Genomic DNA, 21,947 nt, shown 5'->3' on the forward strand with positions numbered 1-21,947 from the left:
GGACCGTGCCGGATCGGGGGGTGATCGTCATGCACACGAGGGGCGAGCCTACGCCGATCGACCGGTGCGCGCGAGGACCTGGGTCCTGCGCCTGCGAGCGCCCCTCAGAGCGCCTGGTAGACACGCCGTCGCCGACATTCTTCGCACCACCGGGCGCCCTCGCGGGAGGCCTATGCCATCGACGCGCGGAAGATCGACTCGATGGACGCGTCGAGCATCCGATCGAACTCCTCGTCCGTCTGGTCCACGGTCAGGCCCTCGAGCAGCGCGCGACTGAAGCTGGCGATCAGGCCGGGGTTGCGAGCCAACCGCTCGTTGGCCTCGTCGCGCGTGTAGCCGCCGGACAGCGCCACGACTCGCGCCACGTTCGCGTGCGCGATCAGATCGCCCCACAGCCCGTCGACGGTCGGAAGGGTGAGCTTCAGCGCCACCTTCCGATCCCCCATCGTGTCCAGATGGGCGAGCAGCGACGTCCGCAGAAGGGCCTCCGCCTCGGCCTTGTCGGGCGCTGCGATGTCGTTCTCTGGCTCGACGATCGGCACGAGCCCTGCGTCGAGCACCCGTGCGGCGAGCTCGAACTGCTGGTCCACGACGCGCTCGATCCCGCCGGCGTTCGCGATCCGGATCACGGACCGCTCCTTGGTGCCGAACACCCCCTTCTCACGCGCCCGGTCCAGGGTCTCCTCGAGATCGGGGATGGGCCTCATGAGCCTCACGCCGTCGGCCTCGTCCTCGAGCCCCTTGTCGATCTTCAGGATCGGCAGGATGCCCTTCACGGACCACACGTAGTCGGCGACGCCACGCCCCTCGATCTCGCGGTCGACCGTCCCTTGGAAGAGGATCGTCGCGAGGATGCGGTCGCTCGTGAACGCCGGGCTGGTGATGACCCGGGTCCGTGCCGCGTGGATGAGATCGAACATCCGACCCTCGTCGGTGTAGGCCGATGCGTCGATCCCGTACCTGGACAGCGCCCCCGGCGTGCTGCCGCCGCTCTGATCGAGCGCTGCGATGAACCCTGCTCCGTGCTCGAAACGGCCCAGCTGACCTGCGTGCGACATGAGGTCCTCACTCCCTGTCGTCCTCGCGTCGCGGCTTCCATGCCGACGCCGCGGCCTGGGGGCGGCTCTCTCGTTTCACACTACGCCCGGCGGAGGTGCGGGGCACCTCGGCGACGGCACGCATGTCACGGTCAGCCTCAGCTGCATTCACCACGCGCGGCCTAAGCCTGGCCTAAGTCTCGTGGGCTGTGCTGTGGACCATGACAACCCGATCCACCACAGATCCCACCGCCCGACGCTCCTTGGAGCCGTTCCTGAACAAGGTTCCGACCATCACCGCGACCTTCTGGCTCATCAAGGTGCTGTCCACGACCGTCGGCGAGACCTTCGCCGACTACCTCACGGTCCAAGTGGGGCTCGGCTGGGCCGTCACCGACGGAGCCATGCTCGTGGTGCTGGCCGCAGTGATGTTCGCCCAGCTGCGAACGCGCCGATACGTGCCCGCGATCTACTGGGCGACGGTGGTGCTGGTCAGCATCGTCGGCACCCAGATCACGGACCTCTTCACCGACATCTTCGGGGTCAGCCTGTACGTCAGCACGGCGGTGTTCATGGTGCTGCTGGCGATCGTGTTCACGGTCTGGTGGCGTGAGGAGCGCACCCTCGCGATCACGTCCATCGACACCCCGCGGCGCGAGCGCTTCTACTGGGGTGCGATCCTGGTCACGTTCGCGCTCGGAACCGCCGCGGGCGACCTCGCGACCGAGGCGTTGTCGCTGGGCTTCCGCAACGGCGCGCTGATCTTCAGCGGCCTGATCCTCGCCGTGTGGGCGGCCAAGAAGCTGGGCCTGAGCACGGTCGTGGCGTTCTGGATCGCCTACGTGCTCACCCGTCCTCTCGGCGCCTCCTTGGGCGACCTGCTGTCGCAGGACAAGTCGTACGGCGGCGTCGGCCTCGGAGCGCAGACCACGAGCATCCTGTTCCTCCTCGTGATCGTGGCGCTCGTCGCCCGGGAGCAGCTGGTGGTGCGCCGCCACGGCGTCCGCACGAAGGGCCAGGCACCTGCCGTGCACCCCGCGCGGGACGCCGCCTGGGCGGGCTCCGGCCTGGTGGCCGTCACGGCAGCGGCACTGTTCCTGGCCCCCGGCGCGACGGCCGCGCCGACCGCCACGACCTCCGACGCGCGCACCCCGATCGAGGCCGACACGACCTCCCCGATCGGCGACCTGACAGGCATCGCCACCATCGTGGACGACATCGGCACGCTCGTGGACTCGGGCGACCTCGCAGGAGCGAAGACCCGCGCCAAGGACCTCGAGGTCGCCTGGGACTCGTCCGAGGCCGCGATGAAGCCCCAGTCTCCTGCAGATTGGCATTCCATCGACGGTGCGATCGATGAGACGCTTACCGCAGTGCGAGCCGGCACACCCACGCAGGACGCGTGCAGCACGGCCGTGGCCGCCCTGCAGTCGTCCATCGCGACGGTCGAAGGGGAGGCATAAGCGCAGGAAGGGCCAACATGCGGGTCTTGCTCGTCGAGGACGACGCGATGGTCGGCGCGGCCATGGTCGGACGCCTCGAGGACGACGCCTACGCGGTGGACTGGGTGCGCGATGCCCGGTCCGCCGCGGCCAGCGTCGAGACGCACACCTACGATGTGCTCCTGCTCGACCTGGGGCTTCCCGACGTCGACGGCATCGAGCTGCTCGCGAGGCTGCGGCGCGGCGGCGAAGGCACGCCCATCATCGTCGTGACCGCCCGCGACGACGTGGGCAGCAGGGTCACGAGCCTGGATGGCGGAGCGGACGACTACATCGTGAAGCCGTTCGACTCGGTCGAGCTGATGGCGCGGATGCGCGCGGTGCTCCGACGGCGTGGCGAGACCGCCTACGCGGCCACGCTCGAGGCCGGGACCCTGCGTCTCGAGCTCGACAGCCATGCGGCAGTGCGAGCCGACGGGACCCGCGTGGACCTGCCGCGCCGCGAGTTCGCGGTCCTGCGCGCCCTGATGTCACGACCGGGCGCCATCCTGTCGCGGACCGAGCTCGAGCATCAGGTGTACGGCTGGGGCGACGAGGTCGAGAGCAACGCGATCGAGTACGCGATCCACCGTCTCAGGACCAAGCTGGGCAGCGAGGTGATCCGCAACATCCGCGGCGTGGGATGGATGGTGCCACGGCAAGGCCGGCCGTCGTGAGGGCCCGCTCGATCTCAGGACACCTGTCCGTCACGCTCGTCGCGTTGACGCTTGTCGCCGCCTGCATGGGAGGCGCGTGGTCGTATCGGGCGACGTTCACGAACGCGAAGAGCCTGCAGGACGACGTCCTGACGCAGGTGGCGACCCTCGCCGCCAGCGCGGCGGGATCTGGCGCGAGCCTCACGACCGACAGCACGGCCGCCGGCGACGCGGCGACCGACATCGACATCTCCACGCTGGCCCAGGCGGGCCTTCCTCCGTCCACGGCGTCAGGGATCCTCACCGCGACCGTCGACGGCGTCCAGGAGCGGATCGCGATCGCGCGGTTCGGCGACGGCCCCGCGATGGTGGCCTTGCAGCCGGTGGCGGCACGCACGGACATCGCCCGGTCGGCGGCCACGTCCGCGATCGTGCCGTTCCTGATCCTGATCCCCCTCCTGCTCGTCGCTCTGACGCTCGCGACCCGTCGCGCGCTGTCCCCGGTGCGCATGCTCGCGGACGAGCTCGCGCACAGCGAGGACGCGGACCTGACGGCGCTCGACGCTGCATCAGCTCCACGCGAGCTCCAAGGATTCCTGAGGGCGCTCAACGCGCAGCGCGAGCGCGTCGTCGCAACCGTGGCGCACGAACGGCTCTTCATCATGCAGGCCGCACACGAGCTGCGGCTTCCGCTCACCGCCGTCTCCCTGCAGCTCGAGAGGGCCGCACTGGCCCCCGACGACGCGCAGCTGCGCGCTCGACTGGACGACCTCGGCAGCGGCGTGGCTCGCTCCAGGCACGTCGTCGAGCAGCTGCTGTCGCTCGCCCACGCACAGTCGGAGCCCGACGGAGCTCCGCGCTACGAGCCGTTCTCCACCGTCCTCCGCTCGGTCCTGTCCGACATGCTGGTAGCCGCCGACCGCGCGGGAGTCGAGCTCGAGGTGGTCTCAGGCGCCGACGACCACACGCCGGTGCCTGAGACAGCGGCGACATCCGCGATGCGCAACGCGATCGACAATGCGATCAAGCACGGCGGCGACGCCGGCAGGATCATCGTCACCGCCACCACGGAACGGGATGCGCTGGTGGTGACCGTCGACGACGGCGGACCCGGGATCCCCGACCTTGACCGCGCGGTGCGCCCGTTCGCGCGGGGCCCGCGTTCCGACGCCGACGGGAGCGGGCTGGGACTGGCGATCATCGTCGAGCAGATGCACCGGGTCGCGGGCGACGTGTCGATCACCGCGACGAGGCTCTTCCCCACCGGCACGTCGGTGCGGCTGTCGTTCCCGATCGCACTCGCAGGCGAGCCTTCACACGGCACGGTGGCTCGCACCGACCGCGACCGCGCCGACGGCGACCGCGCCGACTCGCGCGTGCCGCGCACCGACCGATGACGGTGCCATGGAACCTGGCCGCCGGCGTCGGCCTTCTGCTGGTGCTCGCGATCGCAGCGCTCACGATCGCAGGCGTGCGCCAGCGGCGCGCCATCGCCGCCGCCTCGCTTCGCGCTGCCGCGCAGCTCGCCTTGGTCGCTCTTGCACTGCGCGGAGTGTTCTCGACACCTCCCACGGCCATCGTGGTCCTGGCCGTGATGTTCGGAGTCGCCACCTGGACCGCTGCACGCCGGGTGCGAGAACACGCGGGCGCGCTCGCGTCGGTGGCGATCGCGATCCTCGCCGGCGCATCGATCACGATCACGATCGTCGTCGGCCTGCCGACCCTCACCCGCGACCTGCGGACCCTGATCGCCGTGTCGGGAATCGTGCTCGGAGGCGCCATGACCGCCGCCACTCTCACCGGCCGCCGACTCACCGCCGCGTTGCGCGACCACCGCGATGAGGTCGAGGCGTGGCTCGCTCTGGGGGCCACCCCACGCGAAGCGGTGCGACCGCTGACGCGCCTGGCGATCCACGAGGCGCTCGTCCCCGCGCTCGACCAGACCCGCACCGTCGGCCTCGTGACCCTCCCCGGCGCGTTCGCAGGCGCACTCATCGGCGGAGCCGACGTCGCCGAGGCCGCGCGGTTCCAGGTCGTCGTCCTGATCGGCCTGCTATGCACGGAGGCGATCACCGCCGTGGTGCTCGCCCACAGGCTCGGCGCACCCGAGCGCCTCCCGACCTCTCTCTAGCAGGCGATCAAGCCCGATCTCACCCCTCTCACGCTCCTCCCATCGACCTCTCCCTAGCGTCGTGGCCATGACGACAGCCGCCATCTCCCTCCGCCAGGTCAGTCACCGGTACGGCGCCACGACAGCGCTCGAGGACCTCACCCTGCACATCCCTCAGGGCGAGATCTTCGGCCTGCTGGGCCATAACGGCGCAGGCAAGACCACCACCGTGAGCATCCTCACCACGCTCCTGAAGGCCACCTCAGGCGACGCGTCGGTCGCGGGCCATGACGTGCGAGACGCCCCGCACGAGGTTCGCCGCGCGATCGGCTACCTGCCGGAGAACGTCGCGTTCTACAACGACCTGACGACCGTGGAGAACCTCACCTTCTTCGCACGCCTGTCAGGCATCCGGCACCCTGAGACGCGCATCGCTGAGGTCCTGGAGTTCGTGGGCTTCACCGGACACGACCGGGAACGCGTCGGGACGTTCTCCAAGGGCATGCGGCAGAGGGTCGGGCTGGCTCAGGCGTTGATCCACCGGCCTGACGTGCTGTTCCTCGACGAGCCGACCTCCGGGCTGGACCCTGAGGGCGTGAAGGCGCTGCGCGAGCTGATCCTGCGCGTGAACGCCGACTGGGGCACCACGATCTTCATGAACACCCACCTGCTGTCCGAGGTGACGAGGACCTGCACCAGCATCGGCATCCTGCGCTCCGGCCGGCTGGTCCACCACGGCTCGCTGGCCGACACGGTGGGCACGTTCCCCACGGAGGAAGCGCTGGAGCGCGCCTACTTCGCGGCCGGAAGCATCCCGTCATGAGCACCGTCGCGACGGCCGCACGGCACGAGCTGCTGGCCAGCGTGCGGGCGAAGGCGCCCTACGCCCTGGTCGCCGCATTCCTGGGGATGGTGGCGGCGTCGACGTTCATCGGCTGGCGCACCACCGTCACCGTGACGGCGATCTACCAGCAGGTGCTCGCCGACGGCCTGACGACGCAGCCGAATCCGTTCACGGATGTGTCGCCCCTGTACTACGTGCGCAACACGGTGATCTACGTGCTGCTCATCGGCTCCCTGATGGCCGCGACTCTCGGCGTGCAGTCGGCGCTGAGAGATCGCAGGGCGGAGACCGCGGCGCTCATCGGCACGCGCCCCGTGGATCAGCGCGCCGTACGGGCCGGCCGCCTGGCGGGCCTCGGAATCCTGCTGGCGGGCCTGGTCGCGATCACCGAGCTGATCACGTGGATCAGCGTGAGCGCCGTGGTCGGCACACCGCTGACCGGCTCCGAGACGCTCGCGGTGGCCGGGTTCGGCGTCCTCACCTGGCTGCTGCTCGTCGGCTTCGCAGGGATCGGCGTCCTCTCTGGACGGCTGCTGCGGCGCGAGCGCACGGCGCTGCTCGCCCCCGTCGTCGTCTGGGCCGTCATCGCGTTCGTGGTGCCGCAGCTCGGCACCGCCGCCCGGCCCGTATCCCTGCTGAACCCCGTGCCCCTGCCCGCGCAGGCGTCGGGAGCGTTCGCCTGGCTCTCCCAGGCGCTGTCCCCGCTGGCGATCACCGAGCATTTCAAGACCTCGTCTGCCGCCCTGCTGGGGTCCCCCTACGCGGGATCCGCGCTCGTCTCCGCGCTGGTCGTCGCCGTGTTCGCCTGCATCGCCCTCACCGCGGCCATCCTGATCCGCGTCGACCGCACCACGGGAGGAACCCATGAGTGAGCTGCTCACGCTCGCCCGCAAGGAGCTGCTGGACCTGCGCCGCGACCGCATCGTCTGGATCGTCCTCGGGACGCTCGGCATCGCCGTGGTCCTGTCCGTGATCGTCGCCTCGCTCGACTACCGCGCCCAGCTGGCCGACTACGAGGCCTACGTGGCGCAGGTGACCGCGTCCGGCAGCGGCGTCACACCGGCCGCACCTCAGCTCTTCCCGCTGCAGCTGCTGCGCGGGGGCATGGAGTACGTGGAGGTGCTCGCCGCGCTGTTCGCGCTGATGATCGGCTACGGGTCGATCGCCAAGGAGCGGTCCCGCGGCACGGTGGACCTGCTGCTCACCCGAGCCCGCTCCGGCACGTCGATCGTGATGGGCAAGCTGCTGGGGCTCGCGATCCTGTGGGCCGCGATCATGGCGGCGATCGTCGTCATCGCGCTCGTGGCCGTCGCAACGGTCGGGGGTGCGGCGATCGGCCTGCACGAGATCGCACGGATGACGCTCGCGGGGGTCGCCGGCTGGGTGTACGTCCTGTTCTGGAGCTCGGTGGCGGTCGCCGTCACGACGCTGACGCGCAACTCCACCGGCGCGCTGCTCACGCTTCTGGTCGCCTGGCTCGTGGTGGTCCTCGTGATCCCGCAGATCGGCGACACGATGGACCCCGACAACCAGATCCCGGGCGGGCTGTTCAAGGCCCTCGCGATCGCCAAGGCGGACGAGCACGCGGTGCTCGCCCACTTCAGCACCTACGAGAGCGCCCGCAACGGGCTCGAGGTCAGCTCCATCTCCAAGCTCTACGAGCGCTTCACGTTCGCGACGCTCGGCATCAAGGAGATCTACAACGGCCACAGCCTCGCCGTCGTCTGGGACGGCACGTTCCGCTACGTCTACGGCGCCTTCGCGTTCACGGCTGCCGCCCTCACCTTCGCGGCGGCATCCGGCCGCCGCATCCACACCCTCAGGAGGTCCTGATGCACCACCCGTTCCACCGCCGCGCCGCGGCCGCCACCACCGCCGGCCTCGTCGGCCTCGCGCTCCTCACCGGCTGCTCGACGGCCAGCCCGTCCAGCTCGACAGGTACGTCGTCCGGGCCCGCCCCCACCACGGCGTCCGGGGCGACCACCGCGTCGGCTGTGTTGCCCGTCGCCTCCGACCCGATCGTCGACACCTCCACCACCCCCGGCCTCGCGGTCACCCAGGTGCTCCTTGAGGACAACACTGACGCGTCGGGGGCCGCCATCTCCGACTGCCTGCAGGTGACGATCTCCAACACGTCGTCCCAGGAGGCCACGGGTCTCGAGATGTTCTACACGATGACCGATACGACGACCGGTGCGTCCGAGTCCTACTACCAGGCGCTCGACGGCCTCTCGATCCCTGCGGGCGGTTCGGCCACCGTGTGGTTCGACGGCGGCAGCGGCACCGGCCACTACGCGGAGAACGCTTACAGCATCTATCGCTCGTCCACCAACGAGATCGACTTCACGGTCGAGGTCGCCGCGTCCGGGCTTCAGATCGCGACCGGCACCGGCATCAAGAGCCCTGGCGGCGCCGAGCAGGCCGACTGAGCCGCGTAGCATCGGGGCACACCCGAGGCATGCCGAAGGGAGAGGACGACGATGAGGGTCCTGGTGGTCGACGACGAGCCACGGCTCACCTCCATCATCCAGCGCAGCCTGGCCGAGGCCGGCTACGCGGTCGACGTGGCCCACACCTCCGATACGGCGCTCGAGCAGGCGGCCGTCGAGACGTACGACCTGATGATCCTCGACGTGATGCTCGCCGGGTCCCCCATCGACGGCTACGAGCTGTGCACCGAGATCCGCAGGAACGACCCGGACGTGCCGATCCTCATGCTCACAGCGCTGGGTACGATCGCCAACCGGGTGACAGGGCTCGACGGCGGAGCCGACGACTACGTCGTCAAGCCCATCCACGTCCTCGAGCTCCTGGCCCGGGTGCGCGCACTGCTCAGGCGCGCACCCCGGGCCGATGCGCCGGTGCTCACCGTCGGATCGATCGCGCTCGATCCGGCCTCACGACAGGTGACGTGCGACGGTCAGGCCGTCGAGCTGACCGCGAAGGAGTTCGCCGTGCTCGAGTACCTCATGCGGAACGCGGGCCGGGTGGTCAGCGCCAGCGAGCTGATCGACCATGCGTGGGACTCGAACTACGAGGGCTACTCCAACGTCGTCCAGACCTACATCCGCTACCTGCGCCGCAAGCTCGGAGCCGTCGGAGCAGGCGAGGCGATCCAGACGCACCGCGGCGCCGGCTACGTGATGAGGGTCGACGGATGATCGTCCGGCGCACGACCGTGCGGCTCACGTTCACGTTCACGGCGATCATGCTCGCGGTCCTCGCCGTCGCATTCGTGGGCATCTACGTGTTCGCGACATTCGCATTCGACTTCGACGTCGTCACGACCGACAACGGGCTCTCGAACGACGGCGCCGTCACCCACGCGCTCGACAGCCTCCGCACCGTGCTGCTGCTCGCGTACCTCGCGGTGGCGCTCGCCCTGCCGTTCGTGAGCTGTGCGATGGCTCGGCTCGCGCTCAGGCCGCTGCATCGCAGCTACGAGGTGCAGGCGCAGTTCGTCGACGCCACGTCGCACGAGTTCAGAACGCCTCTGGGAATCCTCCTGGGCGAGTTGTCGTGGGCGCTCCTCAAACGCCGCACCGCAGCCGAGTACGAGGAGTCGATCCGCACGTCGCTCGAGACCGTCGAGAGCCTCTCCCACCTCACCGACCAGCTGCTTCTCCTTTCCCGCGACGACCGCGTCGAGCTCGCGTCAGGGAGGGAACGACTGCCACTGTCCGAGATCGCGGCCGAAGCCGCCGACCTCGCATCCCGCGCCGACGGCGCCGCCGACCGTCTGCACATCGAGGCCGGCGACGACGTCGACGTGCTCGTCTCCCGAGACCTCATGGTCAGCGCCGTACGCAACCTCATCGACAACGCCCTCAAGTTCTCCGGCCCCGACGGCACCGTCACCGTGCGCGCCTCCAGGCACGGATCAGCCGCCGTCCTGACCGTCAGCGACGACGGCCCAGGCCTGACCAAGACCGACGCCAACAGGGCCTTCGAGAGATTCTGGCGCGCCCCTGCCACGTCCCACATCGCAGGACATGGCATGGGCCTGCCACTGGTGCGCAGCATCGTCGAAGCCCACGGCGGTCGAGCCGAGCTCACGGGCCACCCCGGCGGCGGCGCCACCGCGAGGATCAACCTCGATGCCGTGTAGCGGGGACCTCCCCTCGGGAGCCAGGCGCGACGCGCTCCCGCGCCAAGATCGGCAGAGTGAAGCCATCCTCAGAGCCCTCGCACCTCCAGGGCAAAGCAGAAGGGCCGCTCACCCGGGAGAAACTCCCTGGTAAACGGCCCTTCGAGTGGTAGCGGGGACAGGATTTGAACCTGCGACCTCCGGGTTATGAGCCCGGCGAGCTACCGAACTGCTCCACCCCGCGTCGTTGCGGGTATCAGTCTAACAGCGATTCGGGCGGCCGCTGACCACCCTGCCCTCGACCGCGCGGGCCGAGGGCAGGGAGACCCGCGTTCACGAGGCGGACGGGGAGGCGGACGGGCTGGGCGAGGCGGTCGCGGCGGAGCCCGAGCCATCCGTCGACGTGGCGGCGAGCGCCGCGTCGAGCTGATCCTGCGCGACGACCGCATCCTGCAGGGCCTGATCCAGCGCGTCCTGAGCGTCCCCGTATGCGGCGAAGTCGCCGGCCGCGAGCGCGGTGTTGCCGTCGGTGATCGCCTGCTGTGCACGGTCGAGTGCGTCCCGCAGATCCTGGCGAGCCTGGGCGGCCGCGGTCGTGTCGGTCGTCCCGCCTGTGGAGCCGCCGCTCGTGGAGCCGTCCGAGCCGCCTGTCGTCGTCCCCGTGTCGGGTTCGACAGTGCCGTCGGATGCGCCGTCGCCGAACACCTGGTCGAGCGCCTCCGCCAAGGTGTCCGCGAATCCGACCTGGTCACCGAAGGCGACGAAGACCTTCCGAAGCAGCGGCACCTGCGTGCCCGTGCTCGCCTGCACGTAGACCGGCTGAACGTAGAGCAGGCCGCCACCGACCGGCAGCGTGAGCAGGTTGCCGTTCTTCACCGTCGACTCGCCCTGGCGCAGGATGTTCAGCACCGTCTGCGCCTCGGAGTCGGCGTTGAAGTTGTTCTGGACCTGGCCAGGCCCTGGGATGGTCGTGTCGCGCGGCAGCTCGAGGAGTCGCAGCGTGCCGTAGTCCGAGGAGACCTCGCCGGCGGTGTCGCCGGTCTCCGAGTCCACCGCAAGGTATCCGGTGAGGATGTTGCGCGCGTTGTCGCCCGCAGGGATGAAGTTCGACGTGAGCGAGAACGTCGGGTCCGCCTGACCCGGCATCTGCAGCGTCAGGTAGTACGGCGCCTGGAGGCTCGTCGAGTCGTTGGGGTCGTCGGGCACCTGCCAGAAGTCGCCCTCCGAGAAGAAGGTGGCCGCGTCGGTGACGTGGTACTTCGACAGCTGGTAGCGCTGGATCTGGAACAGGTCCTCGGGGTAGCGCAGGTGGCTCATGAGGCCCGACGAGATCTCCGACATGGGTCGGATCTCGTTCGGGAAGATGGACTGCCAGGTCTGCAGGATCGGATCCTGGTCGTCCCAGGCGTACAGCGTCACGGAGCCGTCGTACGCGTCGACCACGGCCTTCACCGAGTTGCGGACGTAGTTCAGCAGGGTCGGCTGAAGCGAGTCGGAGGCGCCTGCGAACACGGACGACGCGTCGACGAGCGACGAGTACGGGTACGCCGACGTGGTGGTGTAGCCGTCGACGATCCACACCACACGCCCGTCGACCACCGCGGGGTACGCGGTCGAGTCGAGCTCGAGGTACGGCGCCACGCGGGCCACGCGCTCGATCGGGTCGCGGTAGTACAGCACCTGCGACTCGGACGTGACACGGTCGGAGAACAGGATCTGCTCGTCGCCGAAGGAGATCGCGTACATGAGCTTCTCGAACAGGTTCCCGATCGACGGGCCGCCGTCGCCGCTGTACGTCGTGTTCTGCTGGCCGTTGGCCGACGCGTCGTCGGGGTAGTCCAGCTCCCACGAGGGGGTGCCCTCAGGGGCGCCGACGATCGAGTAGTCAGGCAGGTTCTGGCCGAAGTAGATGCGCGGCTCGTAGTCGCCGAGCAGGCCGGACGACGGGATGCCGCCCTCGAGGAACGAAGGCTGGCCGTCCGAGGTGAGGACGTTGCCGTACGCCGCCACCACGCCGAAGCCGTGCGTGTACACCGTGTGATCGTTGATCCAGTTGCGGCTGCCCGAGTCGAGTCCGTCGAGGTTCAGCTCGCGCACCGCGATGACCGTGTCCTGGCTCAGCCCGTTGATGACGTAGCGGTCCACGTTCAGCTGGTCCTCGAACGTGTAGTACTGCTTGTTCTGCTGCAGCTGCTGGAACGCGGGCGCCACGATGTTCGGGTCGAGCAGGCGGATCTGGGTGGTCGTCTCCGCGTCCGCGCGAAGCGCGGTCGCGTCGGCCTCGGTCGTCGCGGCATACGGCGTCACCTCGACGTTGTCGATGCCGTACGCGATCCGCGTCGCATCGATGTTGCGCTGGATGTACTCCGTCTCGAGCTCCTGCTCGTTCGGGTTCACCTGGAACCTCTGCACGACGGCCGGGTAGATCCCGCCGATCGTGACCGCGGCCAGCACCATCAGCGCGACGCCGACGATGGGGATGCGCCAGTCGGCCCGCCAGATGACCACAAGGAAGAGGATCCCGACGATCACCGCGATGCCGGCCAGGATGCCGCGCGACGGCAGCACGGCGTTCACGTCGGTGTACGAGGCGCCGTAGATCCGCGTCCCCTGCTTGGTCAGCAGGCTGAAGCGGTCGAGCCAGTAGTTCGCTGCGATCCCGAGCATGACGATGAGGCCCAGGACCGCCAGCTGGATGCGCGCACCCTTCGAGGCGATGAACTTGCGCCCACCCCCTGCGATCGAGCCGTAGAGCAGGTGCACGAACGCGGCCACGACGGCGCACAGGATCGAGATCGCCAGCACGTACGCCACGAGCGAGCGCAGCACCGGCAGCGTGAAGATGTAGAAGCTCGCGTCGAGCCCGAACTGCGGGTCCGAGGTGCCGAAGGGCTGCCTGTTCAGGAACAGGAGCACCTCCTGCCACTGCGACGCCATCGCGCCGCCGGCGATGAGGCCCACGAGCGCAGGCAGGGTGATCATGACAGCACGCTCGAGCGGCTCGATCTGCTCGCGGTAGCGATCGAGGCTGGAGCGCCCGTCGCTGCGCGCGGGGCGCGCGCGCTTCGCGAGGTGGAGCGACGCCCATACGGCCGCCGCGGCGATGCCGCCGAACAGCACGAACAGGACGACGCGCGCCAGCCACTGGGTCCAGACCACCTGGAAGTACCCCACCTGCCGGTACCACGCCACCTCGGTGTAGAGGTTCGCGGCGATCACCGCGAGCACCACCAGGACGCCGACCACGATCGCCGTGATGGCGAGCGGGCTGCGGCGGCGCGGCACACGGAGCGGTCGTGGTGGGTGGGGCTGATTGCCGTCTGCGGCGAACGTCACTGTCGGTCCTCACGAGCTCGTCGGTCGGTGCCGCCAGGCGGCGGCTCGAAGGTGCTGTCGACTAGCCTGCCACAGCCTCGCACGTGGGCAGGTCCTCCGTCTGTCCCGCGCCGATCGCCTCGATGGCCGCGTACGCCTCGTCGATGTCCTTCACCGCCACAACGGACAGTCCGTCGGGAACGTGCCCGACGGCCTCCGAGCAGTTGGCGACCGGCGCCAGGAACCAGTCGGCGCCGTCACGTCGGGCGCCGATCATCTTCAGGTCGATGCCGCCGATCGCGCCCACGTTGCCGAGCGAGTCGATGGTGCCGGTGCCCGCGACAGCCGCACCGTTCAGCTCGTCCTTCTCCGTCAGCTTGTCCATGATCCCGAGCGTGAACATGAGGCCCGCACTCGGGCCCCCCACCGTGTCGATCGCCACGTTCACGTCGATCGGGAGGTCGAACGTGGGATCGACCAGGATGCCCATGATCGGGTTGCCATCCGCGTCCGCCACCAGCGCGAACTGGACGTCCCTGGTGATGCCGTCCCTGTCGATCGTGACCGTGAGCTCGTCGCCCACCGCGTGCGCGGCGATCGCGTCGGACAGGTCGCGGAAGCCGTCGAGGTGCTCACCGTCCACCGCGGTGAGGACGTCCCCCACCTGCAGCACGCCCGACGCAGCGGAGGAGTCGAGCACGACGGCCACCGTGAGCGTCGCCGACACCTCGGTTCCCAGCGCCTCGAGCGCCGAGACCGTCGCGGCCTCCTGCGAGGTCACCCACTCCTGGTGCGACTGCTGCTCCACGGCGTCGGCCTCCTGGTCCGTGCCGAAGACAGCCTCACGCGGCGTGGTGTACGCCGAGCTCGAGAGGTAGCCGCGCAGCACCGAGCCCATCGTCATCAGCCGGGACCCGGCGTCCTGCACCGAGACCGTCACTAGCCTGAGCTCACCGGACGGCTCGTACGTGGGCGCACCTGAGATGGAGACGAGGGGGGTCCCGTCGGAGCCCGTGCCAAGCGTGTCGTAGGTGGGCCCGGGCCCACCGATCGCATACGGCGACGGCAGCAGCGCCAGCACAGCGACGAGCGCGCTCGTCGCGAGCCCCGCAGCCGCCACGACCTTCTCACGGCGCGTCGCGAGGCCCTCCGAGAACCGACCGTGGGGCGCCGGGTCCGCGGCGAGGTCGTCGATCGTGGGCATCTCATCAGCGCCGGGGGCGGAGTCGTCCATCACCGCACCATCATTGCTCATAGCGAACGCGGCGCCCAAACGCCTCCCCCGAACGTTACGTTGGTCGAAGGCGACGCACCCCTGCGGCGCTCCAAGTGTCGAGGAGACGCCGTGACCGACGATCAGACCCCCTGGATGCGCCTTCTGCGCGAGCTCTTCGGGGACGACGCCGAGGAGGCGCTCGCCGAGCTGCAGCGCATGGGGATGGACCCGCAGGCGCTCGCACAGGCGTCCGGCATGGGCACGTCGCCCGCGATGATGGACCACGTCCTCCGCCAGATCCGCACCCTCCTGTCGCAGTCGGCCGGCGAGGACGTGAACTGGCAGCTCGCGCACGACGTCGCCCGTGGCCTCGCTGCCCAGGGCGGAGACCCCACCGTCACCGCGCACGTCGCCGCCGAGCATCGGGCGATCGTGTCCGAGGCCGAGCTCTGGCTCGACGCGGCCACCGACCTCGATCCGTCCCGGCTCGAGCCGCGCGTGTGGAGCCGCGCCGAATGGGTCGAGGCGACGCTGCCCACATGGCGGTCGCTCGCGGGCCCGGTGGCGGTGAGCGTCTCGCAGGCCCTCGGGAGCGTCCTCGGTCGTGACCTCGCAGGCGCCGACGACCCCGACGATCCCGCGAACGCGCTGCTCGGCGAGCAGGGCCGCGCCATGATCTCCTCCGTCAGCCCCACCGTGTGCGGCATGCACGTGGGCCAGGCGGCGGGAGAGATGGCGCGTGAGGCGTTCGGCGGCACCGACCTGGGGATCCCACTGCTGCCGGAGCCTCGCGTCGCGATCGTGCCCAAGGCCGTCGAGGACTTCGCCCACGGCCTGGAGGGCGTCGACGAGCATGAGGTGAAGGCCTTCCTCGCGCTGCGCGAGGCCGCGCACGTGAGACTGTTCCAGGCCGCCCCGTGGCTCCAGGCCTCGCTGCACTCGCTCATCGAGCGCTACTCGCAGGGCATCAGGATCGACGCCGACGCGCTCGACGAGGCCGTGCGGGACGCCGGCTACGGCGATCCGGCGAAGCTGCAGAAGGCGCTGACCCGCGGAATCTTCGCGCCCGAGCATTCGGACGAGCAGTCCGCGACGCTCGAGTCGATCGAGACGCTGCTGGCGCTCGTCGAGGGCTGGGTGCAGGACGTGACGATGCGCGCCGCAGCTCCGCATCTTGCGTCGCTCAGCCAGCTGAGCGAGATGATGCGCCGGCGGCGCGCCGCCGGCGGGCCCGCGGAGGACACCTTCGCGACCCTGCTCGGGCTCGAGCTGCGCCCGCGTCGTATGCGCGACGCCGCGGCGATGTGGGCGGCCCTCGCCTCGAAGGCGGGTCCCTCTGCGCGCGACGAGGTGTGGTCGCACCCGGATCTGCTCCCGACCGCGGAGGATCTCGAGGACTGGTCGGCGTGGGTCGAGCGCCGCGTCTCGGGCGACACCGTCGACGACATGGATCGCGAGCTCGAGCGGCTCCTCGGTGGCGGCGGAGGGCCCGAGCAGGGCGACGAGCCCGCTCACGAGTGACCCGCGCGTCGCGCGCGCGACTCACCGGCACCACGGTGCGCGAGCCCGCCCCCGGGTGACGTAGGCTCTAGCGGTCGCCTGCGGCCGTCGCGACACGGCGTGCTGGGATGACGACCTTTCGCGGTACCTCCCGTCTACGCTGGGGGGCGAAGGGTCCACGAGACCGATCGACGTGCGGCCAGGGGGCCGCGCCCTACGAAGGAGGAAAGGCTCATGGGCGAGAAGTACCAGGGCGAGTTCTACTGCGTGAAGTGCAAGGAGAAGCGCGAGACCGAGGGTGACGTCGTCGTCGCCAACGACCGCCGCATGGCGAAGGGCATCTGCCCGGTGTGCGGCACCAAGCTCAACCGCATCCTCGGCAAGGCGTAAGCGCCCCACCGACCTCACGAAGGCGGGTCGTCCCTCACGGGGCGGCCCGCCTTCGTGCGTATGCGGGCATCTCTCGGGTCCGTCTGGATTCCACCCTGTGGACAGCCGCCATGAGGGCATGCGGCGATGGCACGATCGGGCCATGCGCCTCAAGCCGTGCACTCCCGTTCTCGCCCGTCCCGACGGCGGCCTTCAGGTCGGCGTCGCTCGTCCGGTCCTTCTCAGGGGCCTCGACGCCGCGCAGCAGTCGCTCGTGCGCGCCGCCGAGACCGCGCACGTCGGTGCGCGAGACCTCGCGGTGCTCGGCACCGCCGGACGCCATCTGTATGACGCGGGCCTTCTCGCTGAGGACGCCGTCGCACCCACGGGGGTGGTCGCGATCCAGGGCGCCGGCCGGGTGGGCCTCGAGCTGGGCGCCGCGCTCGCTGCGGCGGGCCTGCGCGTGGGCTTCACGGACCGTCGCCCCGCCGCTGAGGAGCCGGGCCTGTATCCGCGCCGCGCTCTCGTGTCCACCTGCGCCGGCGGCGCGGCGTGGGCGGTGCGCGAGCGGCAACCAGACGCCCACGTGGTCGATCCGGCGAATCCGTCGCTGGTGGTGCTCGTGACGCTCGGGGGCGCCGCCCGCCACGCGACCGCACAGTGGGAGCACGACGGCGTGCCGCACCTGGTGATCAGCCTCGACGATTCCGGCGCGATAGTGGGTCCGCTGGTCGTCCCGGGCGTCACCGCGTGCGGACGGTGCGTGGCGCTTGAGCGCACGGACCACGATCCGGCGTGGCCCGCGCTCCTGGATCAGCTGTCCGTCCGCGCTCCCAAGCCCGCGCCTGGCATCGTTCCCGATGTGGTGGCGACCGCGGCACGCATGATCACCGCGCACCTGCGCAGGGCCGCTGTCTCGGGAGAGTCGTGGCGAATCGACGCGGGTGCTGCGCCACGGCGGTTCGAGTCGAGTCCGCACCCGCGGTGCGGTTGCGGCGCCGCGGTCCAGACGCCCGCGATGGCGCGGGCCTCTCGCTGACAGCCTCGCGCCTCGCGTGCGCTGCGGCGCCGAGGCCGATGCCGAGGCGACGCTGCCTAGGCAACGCTGCTGAGGCGACCCGCAGCTGCAGCGGTCGGTGACGCGCTGCCTCCGCCTCAGTGCTGGGCCACGATCTCCAGGATGTCGAGGCCGTACTGCTCAAGCTTCGACTGGCCGATCCCGCCGATCTTCGCCAGGTCGCCACGAGTGCCGGGCCTGTCGCGCGCGATCTGCACCAGCGACGTGTCCACCAGCACGGTGAACGCAGGCTTGCCTGCGGCCTGCGCGGTCTCCAACCGCCACCTCTTCAGCGACTCGAACAGTCGCAGCTGCTCGGCGTCGAGCTCCTGAAGCTCCGCCTTGGTGGATCGCCGGGGTGCGCGTGCAGGAGCGGCGTCCGGCCACCACCGCTCGAGGAATCGTGTCCGCTTCCTTGTGGCCTTCCCGCCTTCGCGTCGCGCACGGGCGAACGACAGCGCCAGATGCTCACGAGCCCGGGTGATGGCGACATAGAGCAGGCGTCGCTCCTCCTCCACCGCCTCGTCGGTCTCCGCCATCGAGATGGGCATCAGCCCTTCCGAGCAGCCGACCACGAAGACGGCGTCCCACTCGAGACCCTTGGCCGCGTGGATCGAGCTGAGGGTGACGCCTTCGACGGCTGGCGCATGCTGCGCCTGGGCGCGTTCCACCAGGTGGTCGACCAGGTCCCGCATGGTCATCTCGCCGCCTGCATCCGCGTCCAGATCGTCGGCCAGCTGGACGAGCGCCTGCAGGTTGTCCCACCGCTCCCGCACCGCGCCCCGCTCCGCGGGGGGCGACTCTGCCCATCCGATGTCGCTCAACGCGGAACGGACCCGCTCTCCCAACGAGGCCTCGTCGGGCGCGACAGCAGCCGCGCGCAGCAGCACCATCGCTCGCTTGACCTCGTCACGGTCGAAGAACCGTTGGCCACCACGCACGAGGTAGCCGACGCCGCGCTCCGCGAACGCCTCCTCGAACAGCTCGGACTGGCTGTTCGTGCGGTAGAGCACCGCGATCTCGCTCGCTGACACGCCTGAGGCGATGAGCGCCTGCGCAGCGTCCGCGACGCCCGCAGCCTCCGCGGCGTCGTCCGGATAGGCCTTGAATCCGACCGCCGGACCAGAGGGCCGCTGCGCGACAAGCTCGACGCCTGCGTCCGCCACGCCCCGCCGGGCCATGAGCCCGTTCGCAAGGTTCACCACCTGCGGGGTGGACCGGTAGTCGCGCACCAGTCGGACCGTCTGCGCCGCGGGATACCTGCGTGAGAAGCCGAGCAGGTGACGAGGGCTGGCACCCGCGAAGGAGTAGATCGTCTGCGCGGGATCTCCCACGACGCACAGGTCCTCGCGCCCGCCCAGCCACTGGTCCAGCAGGAACTGCTGCAGCGCCGACACGTCCTGGTACTCGTCGACCACGAAGTGCCTGTACTGACGCCGGATCTGGTCCCCCACCTCCGCGTGCCTGCCGATGATGTCGGCCAGCAGCAGCAGGATGTCCTCGAAGTCGAGGACCACCGCGTCCGTCTTCACCTCCTCGTAGGCCCGCATCGCGTCCGCCACCTGCGTGCGGTTGAGGCCGGCGGGCTCGGGGCGCGACGAGTCGGCGGTGACCCGCACGTAGTCCTCTGCGGCGACGAGCGACACCTTGGCCCACTCGATCTCGCTCGCAAGATCGCGGACGGCGAGGCGGTCGAGGCTGAGGCCCACCTGGCGTGCCGCGCGACCGATCAACGGCGCCTTGTGCTCCACGATCTGCGGGATCTGCCCACCGACCACCTGCGGCCAGAAATAGCTGAGCTGCCGCAGCGCCGCGGCGTGGAAGGTGCGCGCCTGCACACCGGTCGCGCCGAGGGCCCGCAGCCGCTGCCTCATCTCCCCTGCCGCACGCGCGGTGAACGTCACCGCCAGGACCGACTGAGGGTTGTACGCGGACACCCGGACGCCGTACGCGATGCGATGCGTGATCGCGCGCGTCTTGCCCGTGCCCGCGCCGGCGAGCACGCACACCGGGCCGTGGAGTGCGGTGGCGACCGCGCGCTGCTCCGGGTCGAGCGCTTCGAGGATCTGGTCTGCTGACATCACAGGCATTGTGTCAGCCGACGCTGACAGTCCACGCATGTGCCGGATCGCGACGGGAGCCACGAGCCTTGTGCGAGCCTGGGGACGCCGGTCGCGACGCGCACGCGAGAGCATCCGGCACGCCGTCGCACGGCAACCATGCCGACGACGTTGCGACCGCGGGTCAGACGTCGATGCGCTCGTCAGGCGCCGGGTCGGTGATCGGGCCGCCGAACCAGGACTCGATGAGTCGACGCGCGATAGATCCGTGCGGTGCGAGCACCACCTCGCCATCCGCCACGAGCGCGACGATCTCCTCTCGGGACACGAACCGCGCCTCGGTGATCTCCTCGCCGTCGACGCTCGGCTCCGTCGCGTCCGTCCTGGCCGTGAACCCGACCATCACGGACGCGGGGAACGGCCACGGCTGCGAACCGGCATACGCGACGTGGGTCAGCTCGATCCCTGACTCCTCCCACACCTCGCGGTGCACCGCCTGCTCGAACGTCTCACCGGGCTCGACGTAGCCCGCGAGGATCGAGAACCGCTTGGGCGACCAGTGCGCCGCATGCGCGAGCAGCAGCCGATCGGCCTCGTCCACGATCGCCACGATGACGGCCGGGTCGACGCGCGGGTAGTGCTCACGCCCGTCGGCCGGGCAGCGCCTCACCCATCCTGCCTTCACCGGCTCCGTGGCGGCGCCGCAGCGTGCGCAGTGGCCGTGCGACGCGTGCCATGCCTCGAGCGCCACCGCGGTGGACCCCAGCTCTCGATCCCTCAGGCCCTCGGCGCCATGCGCCGCGAACGGCTGGAGGAGGTCGCGCAGGCCGACGAGCCGCTCTCCTCCGATGCCGTCGTATCCGTCCGCGAACGACGGGTCGGCGGGGACGATCGCGATCAGGTCCCTGCCGTTCTCGCGGCCCAGGTAGACGCGCAGTCTCGCCTCAGGATGCTCCGCCGGCGGCAGCTCCACGAGCCGTCCCGCGGACGCGAGCAGTCTTCCCTCGGTGACGACGATGGCGGTGGCCGCGTCCAGATCTGCGGAGTCCCGCAGCTCGGTCGCACGGTCGACGATCAGCGGGTCCGGCCTGCTCCAAGGGTCGCTCACGGCTCCACGGTACCCCCGCATCCAGGCCGCTCCGCCGAGGCCGACACGGCATACGGCGGTGCGCGGACCGGACCGGCACCTCCACGGATCGGCCCTGGACGCCCACCTCTGCGCGGCGTGGAGCGTGGTGACGAGGCCGCCTTCGCTCTATGGTGAGCACGTGCCTCGTTCACCGCTCGCCCTCGCGGCGCTGGCGTCGGTCGCGGTGCCGGGACTGGACGTGTACGACGTCCTGCGCTCCCCGCACTCGGATTCCGACTTCGACGTGGTCGTCGTCAAGGACGCCACGGGCCGGCGTTGGCTTGTGCGCGCCCCCAGGCGGCCCGCCGCCGGCGCGGCGTTGGAGGCGGAGCGCGGACTGCTTCAGGCGCTCACCCGCGCCAAGGAAGCCGAGCTGGTCGACTTCGCGGTGCCGTCTCCAGCCGGCGCGGCCACACTGGCCGATGGCGAGGGTCGCGCGCTCGTGTACAAGGAGGCGCCCGGCGCCCCGCTCGTGCTCGCGGAGGTGGTCGGGGGGCCTGGGCTCGCCGCGTCGATCGGACGCGCGCTCGCCTCCGTGCATGAGCTGCCGGTGCAGCTCGTCGAGGATCTGGGCCTGCCGTCGTACTCCGCAGAGGAGCACCGCGAGCGTCGCCTGGCCGAGCTCGACGCCGGGGTGCAGACGGGCCTCATCCCGCCTCGCCTCGCGGATCGGTGGGAGCAGCAGCTGGAGAACGTGTCGTGGTGGCGGTTCGAGCCGACGGTGGTCCACGGCGACATGGGCGAGCATCAGCTGCTGGTGCGCGAGGGCCGCATCTCGGGGATCGTCGACTGGATGGACGCCCGCGTGGCGGACCCGGCGGACGATCTGGCCTGGTTGGTGGCGGCGGCCCCCGAGGACGTGCTCGACTCCGTGGTCGAGGCCTACGGCATGGCGAGGCGTGAGACGCGCGACCCGCATCTGTTGGACCGCGCACGGCTCGCCTCGGAGATGGCGCTGCTGCGGTGGCTCATGTACGGCGTGCGCACCGAGGATCAGGCGATCATCGAGGACGGCCAGGGCATGCTCATGGACCTTGAGGCGCTGCTCTTCGACGACGTGGACGACGACGCAGACCTCTGAGCCGG

19 protein-coding genes and 1 tRNA gene are annotated in these 21,947 nt (G+C 70.4%); 14 read left to right on the top strand and 6 right to left on the bottom strand.

Annotated elements, in window-relative coordinates:
* Positions 1–170 precede the first annotated feature (170 nt).
* The gene (locus tag RN607_RS11100) at positions 171–1,058 is read right to left on the bottom strand and encodes a fructose bisphosphate aldolase (protein ID WP_313542622.1); all 888 of its coding nucleotides are present in this window, start codon (positions 1,056–1,058) and stop codon (positions 171–173) included.
* A 200-nt stretch (positions 1,059–1,258) separates the two neighbouring features.
* Between RN607_RS11100 and RN607_RS11105 the strand changes: the two genes are divergently transcribed.
* The 10 genes from RN607_RS11105 (at position 1,259) to RN607_RS11150 (ending at position 10,236) form a co-directional block, all read left to right on the top strand.
* A complete protein-coding gene (locus RN607_RS11105) occupies positions 1,259–2,500 on the top strand; it encodes a COG4705 family protein (RefSeq protein WP_313542624.1) in 1,242 nt (413 codons plus the stop codon).
* A 17-nt stretch (positions 2,501–2,517) separates the two neighbouring features.
* Positions 2,518–3,195, top strand: a complete 678-nt coding sequence (locus RN607_RS11110; RefSeq protein WP_313542626.1) for a response regulator transcription factor — start codon at positions 2,518–2,520, stop codon at positions 3,193–3,195.
* The gene (locus tag RN607_RS11115; RefSeq protein ID WP_313542627.1) at positions 3,192–4,571 is read left to right on the top strand and encodes a sensor histidine kinase; all 1,380 of its coding nucleotides are present in this window, start codon (positions 3,192–3,194) and stop codon (positions 4,569–4,571) included. The genes RN607_RS11110 and RN607_RS11115 overlap by 4 nt, the downstream gene beginning before the upstream one ends.
* Positions 4,568–5,305 (top strand): ABC transporter permease, encoded by a 738-nt coding sequence (locus tag RN607_RS11120; protein ID WP_313542629.1) that lies wholly within the window; start codon positions 4,568–4,570, stop codon positions 5,303–5,305. The genes RN607_RS11115 and RN607_RS11120 overlap by 4 nt, the downstream gene beginning before the upstream one ends.
* A gap of 67 nt (positions 5,306–5,372) precedes the next feature.
* Positions 5,373–6,107, top strand: a complete 735-nt coding sequence (locus RN607_RS11125) for an ABC transporter ATP-binding protein (protein WP_313497177.1) — start codon at positions 5,373–5,375, stop codon at positions 6,105–6,107.
* Positions 6,104–7,000 carry an ABC transporter permease gene (locus tag RN607_RS11130; RefSeq protein ID WP_313542631.1) on the top strand — a complete coding sequence of 299 codons (897 nt, stop codon included), beginning with the start codon at positions 6,104–6,106 and terminating at the stop codon, positions 6,998–7,000. Before RN607_RS11125 ends, RN607_RS11130 begins: the two co-directional genes overlap by 4 nt.
* Positions 6,993–7,961, top strand: a complete 969-nt coding sequence (locus RN607_RS11135) for an ABC transporter permease (RefSeq protein WP_313542633.1) — start codon at positions 6,993–6,995, stop codon at positions 7,959–7,961. The genes RN607_RS11130 and RN607_RS11135 overlap by 8 nt, the downstream gene beginning before the upstream one ends.
* On the top strand, positions 7,961–8,557 hold the full coding sequence (locus RN607_RS11140) for a hypothetical protein (RefSeq protein WP_313542635.1): 597 nt from the start codon (positions 7,961–7,963) through the stop codon (positions 8,555–8,557). The genes RN607_RS11135 and RN607_RS11140 overlap by 1 nt, the downstream gene beginning before the upstream one ends.
* A 51-nt stretch (positions 8,558–8,608) precedes the next feature.
* On the top strand, positions 8,609–9,289 hold the full coding sequence (locus RN607_RS11145) for a response regulator transcription factor (protein WP_313542637.1): 681 nt from the start codon (positions 8,609–8,611) through the stop codon (positions 9,287–9,289).
* A complete protein-coding gene (locus tag RN607_RS11150) occupies positions 9,286–10,236 on the top strand; it encodes a sensor histidine kinase (protein WP_313542639.1) in 951 nt (316 codons plus the stop codon). The genes RN607_RS11145 and RN607_RS11150 overlap by 4 nt, the downstream gene beginning before the upstream one ends.
* 146 nt (positions 10,237–10,382) lie before the next feature.
* Here the strand turns inward: RN607_RS11150 and RN607_RS11155 are convergent.
* The 3 genes from RN607_RS11155 to RN607_RS11165 form a co-directional block, all read right to left on the bottom strand.
* Positions 10,383–10,459 (bottom strand) — tRNA-Met (locus tag RN607_RS11155).
* A gap of 89 nt (positions 10,460–10,548) precedes the next feature.
* A complete protein-coding gene (locus RN607_RS11160) occupies positions 10,549–13,551 on the bottom strand; it encodes a UPF0182 family membrane protein (protein ID WP_313542640.1) in 3,003 nt (1,000 codons plus the stop codon).
* Between the two features lie 61 nt (positions 13,552–13,612).
* A complete protein-coding gene (locus tag RN607_RS11165) occupies positions 13,613–14,764 on the bottom strand; it encodes a YlbL family protein (protein ID WP_313542641.1) in 1,152 nt (383 codons plus the stop codon).
* 111 nt (positions 14,765–14,875) lie between these two features.
* Here RN607_RS11165 and RN607_RS11170 point away from each other — a divergent pair, with 111 nt between their 5' ends.
* The 3 genes from RN607_RS11170 to RN607_RS11180 all read left to right on the top strand — a co-directional run bounded on the left by RN607_RS11170 (position 14,876) and on the right by RN607_RS11180 (position 17,654).
* A complete protein-coding gene (locus RN607_RS11170) occupies positions 14,876–16,267 on the top strand; it encodes a zinc-dependent metalloprotease (protein WP_313542644.1) in 1,392 nt (463 codons plus the stop codon).
* A gap of 213 nt (positions 16,268–16,480) precedes the next feature.
* The gene (locus tag RN607_RS11175) at positions 16,481–16,636 is read left to right on the top strand and encodes a DUF5679 domain-containing protein (RefSeq protein WP_144016067.1); all 156 of its coding nucleotides are present in this window, start codon (positions 16,481–16,483) and stop codon (positions 16,634–16,636) included.
* A gap of 142 nt (positions 16,637–16,778) precedes the next feature.
* Positions 16,779–17,654, top strand: coding sequence for a hypothetical protein (locus RN607_RS11180; protein ID WP_313497195.1), 876 nt, complete (start codon positions 16,779–16,781; stop codon positions 17,652–17,654).
* Positions 17,655–17,770: 116 nt separating this feature from the next.
* On the opposite strand, the gene RN607_RS11185 is transcribed toward RN607_RS11180, so the two are convergent.
* Together RN607_RS11185 and nudC are read right to left on the bottom strand one after the other, a co-directional pair.
* Entirely contained in the window at positions 17,771–19,753 is a 1,983-nt protein-coding gene (locus RN607_RS11185; RefSeq protein WP_313542646.1) for an ATP-dependent helicase, read from the bottom strand.
* 163 nt (positions 19,754–19,916) lie between these two features.
* Positions 19,917–20,840, bottom strand: a complete 924-nt coding sequence (gene nudC, locus RN607_RS11190) for an NAD(+) diphosphatase (protein WP_313542648.1) — start codon at positions 20,838–20,840, stop codon at positions 19,917–19,919.
* Positions 20,841–21,000: 160 nt separating this feature from the next.
* Between nudC and RN607_RS11195 the strand changes: the two genes are divergently transcribed.
* Positions 21,001–21,942: a phosphotransferase gene (locus tag RN607_RS11195; RefSeq protein ID WP_313542650.1), complete on the top strand. Its 942-nt coding sequence runs from the start codon at positions 21,001–21,003 to the stop codon at positions 21,940–21,942.
* The last annotated feature ends 5 nt before the right edge of the window (positions 21,943–21,947 follow it).

The sequence above is a fragment of the Demequina capsici genome, assembly GCF_032102965.1.
Lineage (GTDB): Bacteria > Actinomycetota > Actinomycetes > Actinomycetales > Demequinaceae > Demequina > Demequina capsici.

Bases quoted from the DNA above. Each gene is read 5' to 3' on its own strand.
- RN607_RS11100 (WP_313542622.1), bottom strand. From the start codon at position 1,058: ATGTCGCACGCAGGTCAGCTGGGCCGTTTCGAGCACGGAGCAGGGTTC.
- RN607_RS11110 (WP_313542626.1), top strand. From the start codon at position 2,518: ATGCGGGTCTTGCTCGTCGAGGACGACGCGATGGTCGGCGCGGCCATG.
- RN607_RS11145 (WP_313542637.1), top strand. From the start codon at position 8,609: ATGAGGGTCCTGGTGGTCGACGACGAGCCACGGCTCACCTCCATCATC.
- RN607_RS11165 (WP_313542641.1), bottom strand. From the start codon at position 14,764: ATGGACGACTCCGCCCCCGGCGCTGATGAGATGCCCACGATCGACGAC.
- RN607_RS11150 (WP_313542639.1), top strand. From the start codon at position 9,286: ATGATCGTCCGGCGCACGACCGTGCGGCTCACGTTCACGTTCACGGCG.
- RN607_RS11120 (WP_313542629.1), top strand. From the start codon at position 4,568: ATGACGGTGCCATGGAACCTGGCCGCCGGCGTCGGCCTTCTGCTGGTG.
- RN607_RS11125 (WP_313497177.1), top strand. From the start codon at position 5,373: ATGACGACAGCCGCCATCTCCCTCCGCCAGGTCAGTCACCGGTACGGC.
- RN607_RS11135 (WP_313542633.1), top strand. From the start codon at position 6,993: ATGAGTGAGCTGCTCACGCTCGCCCGCAAGGAGCTGCTGGACCTGCGC.
- RN607_RS11175 (WP_144016067.1), top strand. From the start codon at position 16,481: ATGGGCGAGAAGTACCAGGGCGAGTTCTACTGCGTGAAGTGCAAGGAG.
- RN607_RS11185 (WP_313542646.1), bottom strand. From the start codon at position 19,753: ATGTCAGCAGACCAGATCCTCGAAGCGCTCGACCCGGAGCAGCGCGCG.
- RN607_RS11130 (WP_313542631.1), top strand. From the start codon at position 6,104: ATGAGCACCGTCGCGACGGCCGCACGGCACGAGCTGCTGGCCAGCGTG.
- RN607_RS11105 (WP_313542624.1), top strand. From the start codon at position 1,259: ATGACAACCCGATCCACCACAGATCCCACCGCCCGACGCTCCTTGGAG.
- RN607_RS11140 (WP_313542635.1), top strand. From the start codon at position 7,961: ATGCACCACCCGTTCCACCGCCGCGCCGCGGCCGCCACCACCGCCGGC.
- RN607_RS11180 (WP_313497195.1), top strand. From the start codon at position 16,779: ATGCGCCTCAAGCCGTGCACTCCCGTTCTCGCCCGTCCCGACGGCGGC.